The sequence below is a fragment of the Pseudarthrobacter sp. R1 genome, assembly GCF_024494415.1.
Taxonomy (GTDB): domain Bacteria; phylum Actinomycetota; class Actinomycetes; order Actinomycetales; family Micrococcaceae; genus Arthrobacter.
In genome coordinates this window covers 20,601-27,270 of the sequence record NZ_JAMKFI010000021.1, presented here as the reverse complement: position 1 = coordinate 27,270, position 6,670 = coordinate 20,601, and the positions used below count along the sequence as shown (strand labels likewise).

At 64.3% G+C, this 6,670-nt stretch carries 6 protein-coding genes and 1 pseudogene; 5 read left to right on the top strand and 2 right to left on the bottom strand.

Annotated features, from left to right (window positions below; genetic code table 11):
• Positions 1–125: pseudogene (locus M8J71_RS22775) on the top strand (IS481 family transposase); the annotation flags it as partial.
• Here the strand turns inward: M8J71_RS22775 and M8J71_RS22770 are convergent.
• Entirely contained in the window at positions 122–1,270 is a 1,149-nt protein-coding gene (locus M8J71_RS22770; protein WP_256250142.1) for an ROK family transcriptional regulator, read from the bottom strand. The pseudogene M8J71_RS22775 and the gene M8J71_RS22770 overlap by 4 nt on opposite strands.
• Positions 1,271–1,566: 296 nt before the next feature.
• Here M8J71_RS22770 and M8J71_RS22765 point away from each other — a divergent pair, with 296 nt between their 5' ends.
• From M8J71_RS22765 to M8J71_RS22750, 4 genes are read left to right on the top strand one after another with little or no spacing between them, the layout of a single operon-like run.
• Positions 1,567–2,982, top strand: coding sequence for an ABC transporter substrate-binding protein (locus M8J71_RS22765; protein WP_256250143.1), 1,416 nt, complete (start codon positions 1,567–1,569; stop codon positions 2,980–2,982).
• Entirely contained in the window at positions 2,979–3,980 is a 1,002-nt protein-coding gene (locus M8J71_RS22760) for a carbohydrate ABC transporter permease (RefSeq protein WP_256250141.1), read from the top strand. Before M8J71_RS22765 ends, M8J71_RS22760 begins: the two co-directional genes overlap by 4 nt.
• Positions 3,980–4,909, top strand: coding sequence for a carbohydrate ABC transporter permease (locus M8J71_RS22755; RefSeq protein WP_256250140.1), 930 nt, complete (start codon positions 3,980–3,982; stop codon positions 4,907–4,909). The genes M8J71_RS22760 and M8J71_RS22755 overlap by 1 nt, the downstream gene beginning before the upstream one ends.
• On the top strand, positions 4,906–6,102 hold the full coding sequence (locus M8J71_RS22750) for an MGH1-like glycoside hydrolase domain-containing protein (RefSeq protein WP_256250139.1): 1,197 nt from the start codon (positions 4,906–4,908) through the stop codon (positions 6,100–6,102). Before M8J71_RS22755 ends, M8J71_RS22750 begins: the two co-directional genes overlap by 4 nt.
• Here the strand turns inward: M8J71_RS22750 and M8J71_RS22745 are convergent.
• Positions 6,083–6,655, bottom strand: a complete 573-nt coding sequence (locus M8J71_RS22745; RefSeq protein ID WP_256250138.1) for an SGNH/GDSL hydrolase family protein — start codon at positions 6,653–6,655, stop codon at positions 6,083–6,085. The genes M8J71_RS22750 and M8J71_RS22745 overlap by 20 nt on opposite strands.
• Positions 6,656–6,670: the final 15 nt, after the last annotated feature.

Here is a 6,670-nt window from a genome sequence, read left to right as displayed (position 1 = left end):
AGACCGAGCGTGTTGCCGCTTTCGCCGACTGGCTCCATCACTACAATCATCATCGAGGCCACACCTCACTCAAAGGTCAGCCACCGGCCAGCCGCGTCACCAACCTCTCAGGTCAATACAGCTAGGCGAGTCGTGCGTTAACCGCGCCCGAGGAGAACACTTGGTTCACCAGGAGCGAGGACATTCCACGGATGCCGGCGTCCTCACCCAAGCTGGCCAGCCGGACATCCAGGTGCCGGGTGGCCCGGGGGAGCGACATGGGGTAGAGCGTTTCCCGGATTCCGCCGATCAGCGATGACGACGCCAGATCGCCGGCGATGAGAAGGACGGCTGGATTGAGCAGGCAAACCACCGTGGCCATTACTTCGCCCAGGCGGCGGCCGGCCTCGTGCGTGAGCCGCATAGTGTCCATGTTTCCGGCGACGAGCTGCTGGCGCACGTCGCGGCCAGAGGAGCTGCTGATGCCCAGCTCGGTGAGCTTCCGGGCGATGGCACCACCGCTGGCACCGGCAGCGAGGCACCCGAAGGAGCCGCACTGGCACTGCAGGTCGGCGAAGGCGGGGTGGCGGACGTGACCGATGTCGCCGGCTCCGCCGTCCACACCTTGGTAAACCTTGCCGTCAATCACCAGGCCGGTGCCGATGCCGGTGGACACCTTAACCAGGCACAGCGAGCTGATGCCTGCAAACCCCGCACTGTACTCGCCCACGGCCATGGCGTCGGCGTCGTTCTCCACCAGGACGGGCACGGGGAACGCTTCCTGGATGAGTTCAACGACCGGGTAGGCGTCCCAGCCGGGCATGATGGGCGGCTGTGAGGGCCGGAGCGTCTGTGGGTCGACGGGGCCGGGGATGGAAATGCCGACTCCGGAGACTTTGGCGATTGGGGTCTTCGAGCGCTTCAGTAGCCGCTGCGCCGCTTCGGTAATGGCGCGCAGCACCTTCTCCGGACCATCAGCCACGGCAGTATCCAAGTGCTCATCCACCAGGATCGTGCCCCCAAGGTCTGTGAGGGCCACCCGGCTGGACGTGGTTTCCACCGAGGCGGAGATGGTGCAGGAGTGCTGGAAATTAAAAGCCAGGTCCGTGGGCCGGCGGCCGCCCGAAGGCCGGGCAGTTCCCGCCTCGAAGATTAGCTCGGCCTTGAGCAGGCTATCCACGCGCTGGGCAACGGTCATGCGGGACATGCCCGTTTCTTCCTGGATGTCACCGCGCGTCCGGGCCTGCCCGGACCGGATCAGTTGAAGGACATCCCCGGGTCCCACATACATAAAAGGCTCCTACCGCTCAAAAGGCACTCTTGCAATCCTAGGTGCTTCAGCAGGGCATAAGGCCGAAGGCTGTCCCGCCCATGTCGAATGGCCCTGCAGCTAATGCTAGACAACTAGGCAACATTTGGATAGCCTTTAGGCACAAGTTCCGGCCTGTGACTGCCCTCACATGCCGGGCGGGGTTTTAGCACCTGTTCTGACGGCGCGGCCGAAGTGGTCCGCCCGGAAGGAAAAGGAGCGAGCGCGCGAATCGCGGCACCACATCCGGGGCCGTCATAGACAGGAGCATCTAAGTGATGAAAACCAGAGGCCGGTCCACGATGACCGTACTGACAGCGGCGTCATTGACCATGGCAATGCTGGCAGGCTGCACGCAGAGCGAAGGCACGAACGACGGTGAAAGCCCCAATGGTGAGGCGCAGGCCATCACTGTGTGGACGGCCGACACACTCCCTGACCGGGTAGCCAAAACCGAGGCCATCATTGAAAAGTTCACCGCTGCCACAGGAGTGAAGGTTGACCTGGTGGGTGTCCCTGAGGACCAGTTCAACCAGGTCTTGACCTCCTCCGCCGCGGCAGGGGACCTTCCGGATGTCATCGGCTCCATTTCCCTGGCCCAGGTCCGCACGCTCGCGGCAAACGACCTTGTGGACGCCGACACCAACAAGGCGATCGTCGAGAGCTTGGACGAAAGCACGTTCTCCCCCCGGGCCCTTGAGCTGACCCGTGATGGCGATCAGCAGCTTTCAGTCCCGGATTCTTCCTGGCAGCAGCTGCTCTACTACCGCAAGGACCTCTTCGAGAAGGCCGGCATCGCAGCGCCGAAGACCTACGACGACATCAAGGCAGCGGCCCAGAAGCTGGATACTCCCCAGCTGGCCGGCATTGCGGCGGCCAACAAGCCTGGCGAGGCATTCACCCAGCAGACCTTCGAGCACATTGCCCAGGGAAACGGCTGTGAGATGGTCAACGACCAGGGCGATATAACCTTCGACAGCCCGGAGTGCGTGGGGGCACTGGAGTTCTACCGTGACATGCTCCGCGACTACTCCGTTCCTGGCGCCCAGGACGTAGATACCGTCCGGGCTTCTTATTTCGCGGGCCAGGCTGCAATGTCCATCTGGTCCACCTTCCTGTTGGATGAAATGGCCGGCCTGCGCAACGACGCTGCCCCCACGTGCCCTGAGTGCGCGGCAGACCCCGCCTTCCTTGCCAAGAACACCGGCGTCGTCACGGGCATTCAAGGCCCTGACGGTGACCAGCCGGCCCAGTTCGGCGAGGTTGTCTCCTGGACGGTCACCAAAGATTCCGCCTCCGAATCTGCCCGCAAGTTCGTGGAGTACTTCATGACCGAGGGCTACGTTGACTGGCTCTCCATCGCCCCTGAGGGCCGGCTCCCGGTCCGTGCCGGTACCGCAGACAATCCCACCGAGTACGCAGACAAGTGGAAGACCATGCCTGCAGGCGTGGACAAGAAGGAGCCCCTGGGCAACTTCTACTCAGAAGACGTCCTCTCCGCTTTGGAGCAGGGTCCCGATGAGCTGCGGCGCTGGGGCATCACCCAGGGCCAGGGCGACCTGGTAGGGGCAGCGCTGGGCGAATTGCCCATCGCCAAGGCCGTCAGCGATGTGACCTCCGGCGGCGTTGACCCCCAGACCGCTGCCAAACAGGCCGCGGAATCCCTTAAGTCCATCAAGGATTCATTGCAGTGAGTTCCACCAAGAAGGACGCTTCTGCAGGTCCGGCGGCATCCGCCGCCGGCCTGCGGGGGCGCCGCAAGCTTTCACCGATGGCCCGGGAAGAACAGCGCGCCGGCATCACCCTGCTTTCCCCCACGCTGATCCTGGTTTTGGTCATGGTGGTCCTGCCGATCCTTTGGACCCTGGTCCTCGCTTTCCAGCGGGTCCGGATCCTGAATATCCGGACTGCGGGCATTTTTGGTCCCTACACGGTGGCCAATTTCGACAACGTGTTCTCGAGCAGCTTCTTCACGTCGCTCGGCACCACGCTCGCTTACTCCATTTTTGGCACCGCCGGAGCCATCATCCTCGGCCTCATCGCGGCACTCGCCCTTCGAAAGCCCTTCAAGGGCAGGACCTTGATCCGTGCCTCCATGCTGATCCCCTATGTTTCGCCCATCGTGGCTGTGACTTTCACCTGGACCACCATGCTTGACCCCCAGTTCGGCCTCATTAACTACTGGGGCAAACGCCTGTTCGGCTGGGAGGAATCAATTCCGTTCCTCAGCGAACGTGCCAGGGAAGTGTCAATCCTGGGCCTGAACGTGGAGGTCCCCACCGCGCTGATCGCCGTCATTGTGTTCGAGATGTGGCGGTCTTTCCCGTTTGCCTTCCTGTTCCTTACCGCCAGGCTCAACGCCGTACCGGAGAGCCTGGAGGAGGCTGCCCGGGTTGACGGCGCCACTCCCATCCAGCGGTTTTTCCACATCATCCTTCCGCAACTCCTGCCCACCATCGCCATGCTCTCCGTCCTGCGCTTCATCTGGACGTTCAACAGCTTCGATGACATCTACCTGCTGACCGGCGGCGGCGCTGGAACCGAAGTGGTGGCAGTAACCGTATTCAACTTCCTGACCGCCCGCGGCGACATCGGGGCAGCATCCGCCCAGGCACTCGTGCTGGCCCTCATCCTCGGCCTCTTCGTGGGAATCTACATCAAGTTCTTTGCCAAGAAAGAGGAGGTCTCCTGATGGCTGTTCCTGTCGAAACGCGACGCCCGGCCTCCCCCTCAAGGCCGCCTGAAGGCTCTCGATGGACCCGGGACGTCGTCGAAACAAAAATCTTCGCTGTGCTCCGCTGGGTTGTGATTATCGGCCTGGTGCTGGTGACCCTGTTCCCGTTCTACTACATGTTCATCCTCTCCATCCGGCCCTTGGACTCGCTGCTCAGGGACCCAGGCTCGCTGGTCATCCCCTTCGGCGAACTCAACTGGAGCTCCTACCAAAACATCCTCACGCCTCAGGAAGACGGCGGGCAGGGCTTCCTGAAGTTCATGGGCAACAGCGCAATGGTGGCGCTGGGCACCGTGCTGATTTCGCTGATAGTCGCCATCCCGGGCTCCTACGCCATCAGCCGGCTCAACTTCTTCGGCCGCCGCCAGGTCAGCGCCCTGTTCCTCGCCGTCTACCTGTTCCCCAGCATCCTGCTGGCCATTCCACTGTTCACCTTCTTCACACGGCTCGGACTTCGCGGACAACTGGTAGCGCTTCTGATCGTGTACGTTGCCCAGGTCATCCCCGTGACCATCTACATGCTGCGCAACTACTTCGACACCATTCCCACCAGCCTTGAGGAAGCCGCTGCCCTGGATGGGTGCAGCAGGCTCGGCGTGCTGCGGCGGATCAGCCTGCCGCTGGCGATGCCGGCGATCATCTCCAACGGCCTGTTCGTTTTCATGATCGCCTGGAACGAGTTTCTCTTCGCCCTGCTGTTCCTGGTCAACACCAGGCCCAGCTGGACCGTCTCGCTGGGCCTGTCCCAGCTCGCGGGAAGCATTGAAGTTCCCACCACCGTGCTGATGGCCGGCTCAGTGATCCTCACGCTGCCCATCATCGTCATCTTCTTCGCAGCCGAACGCCTCCTCACCGAGGGCCTCACCGCCGGGGCTGAGAAAGGGTGATCGGGCAGCAGGACAGCGCTTGGCAACACGACAGGACGACGGCGGGACTCGCCGACGACGTGCGCCGCCTGATGGAGGGGCACTGGCGCCCGGACCACGGCTACAGCGTGCCCAATCCCGGCACCTACCCGCACCTGTGGTTGTGGGACTCATGCTTTCACGCCATCATTTGGGCGAGACTGGGCGACAGCCGGGCCTCGCTCGAGCTCGAAGCCGTCCTGGCCGGACAGCTGGCAAACGGGATGGTGCCGCACATGCGCTACGGCGGCGAGGGCCCGGACACCTGGCTTGGCCCGCTGGCCGGAACGTCCTCGCTGACCCAGCCGCCGATGTTCGGGCACGCAGTCAGGGTCTTGGCCGAGACGGGCATCGAACTGCCCCAGGCCCTCCTGATGCAGGCCCGGGAAGGACTGGACTGGCTGTGGGATAAACGGCGCACCCCCGAGGGGCTCATTTATGTGGTGCACCCCTGGGAGGCCGGCAACGACCACTCGCCCCGCTGGGATGACTGGGGCGCTCCGGGCCGAACCAAGGAGGGCTACAGCCGCCCTGCCCGGACGGCCTGGAACAAGGAGCGCATGCAGGACGTCTCCTTCTCCGACGACGGCGCAGCCACCTGGTCCACCAGCTTCGTGGCGTGCCCGGCAGCGTTCAACGCCTACACCGCCTTCAACTTCCGAGAACTCGCCATAGTCACGGGCGACGCGGAGCTCGAGCACCGGGCAACGGAACTGGCTGCTGCCATGGATGAACACCTTTGGGACGGGGAGGAACAGCTCTGGTCCGACCTTGCCATGGTGGGCGGCGGACCGTCAGCCAGGATCCCCATCAGCGACGGCGTCATGGGCGCCCTGGTCACAGCGGACGAAACCAAAGCCCGGGCCGCCCTGGATCAACTGACGGATCCGGCCCGGTTCGGCGCCGCGTTCGGCCCGGCCAACGTCGCCAGGAACCACCCTGCCTATGATCCGGACATGTACTGGCGTGGCCCGGCATGGCCGCCGCTGAACTATCTCTTCCAGCAGTCCTTGAAACGGCTTGGCATGGAACAGGAAAGCGTTGCACTGGCGGAGCTCACGGCGAAGGGTGCCACCGCCAGCGGTTGGGCCGAGTACTGGAACCCTGAGAACGGGCGCGGCCTCGGCGCGGTGCCCCAGACCTGGGCCGGCCTCGTCATTGCCATGCAGCAGTAACGGCCACGACGGCGGCGCGGGCCAGACACGCATGGCCCGCGTCGTTCGGGTGGACGGTGTCCGCATCCAGCATGGAGGCAGCGTCCCAGCCGTCCGGCTCCACAACCACAACGCCCCGATGTGCGGCAGCGATGCGCCTGAGCGTCAGGTTGTAGGTGTCCACCAGTGCGTTGGAGCCGCGGTTGTGGGGCGCGTGCAGGCTGAAATCCAGCAGGTGCGGTTGGGCGAGGGCCACCACCAGGGCCTCGGGGGAGGCCTGCCGGACCGCGCCGAAAATCGTCCGCAGCGCGTCTTCATACTGCTGCAGGGACGACGGCGAGCCGCCACCCAGGCGAAGGTCGTTCAGTCCCGTCATCACCAGGTACAGGACGGCCGGTGGGGGAGTGTCCTGCAGGACCAGCGCTGCCGTTCCAGTGCTGCTGCTTCCGCCCACGCCCCGGTTGTCCAGTTCCAGCCCAAGGCGGGCTGCCACCAGGGCCGCGAGGCAGGTCCCGTCCGCGGAGGCGCCATCGCCGTCCACCCACGAGTGCCCATAGGAAACCATCCGCCGCATCGCGGCACCTGCCCT

What these genes read in the sequence shown, in the direction of transcription:
- M8J71_RS22770 (WP_256250142.1), bottom strand. Translation starts at nt 1,270, where the DNA reads ATGTATGTGGGACCCGGGGATGTCCTTCAACTGATCCGGTCCGGGCAG.
- M8J71_RS22765 (WP_256250143.1), top strand. Translation starts at nt 1,567, where the DNA reads ATGAAAACCAGAGGCCGGTCCACGATGACCGTACTGACAGCGGCGTCA.
- M8J71_RS22755 (WP_256250140.1), top strand. Translation starts at nt 3,980, where the DNA reads ATGGCTGTTCCTGTCGAAACGCGACGCCCGGCCTCCCCCTCAAGGCCG.
- M8J71_RS22745 (WP_256250138.1), bottom strand. Translation starts at nt 6,655, where the DNA reads ATGCGGCGGATGGTTTCCTATGGGCACTCGTGGGTGGACGGCGATGGC.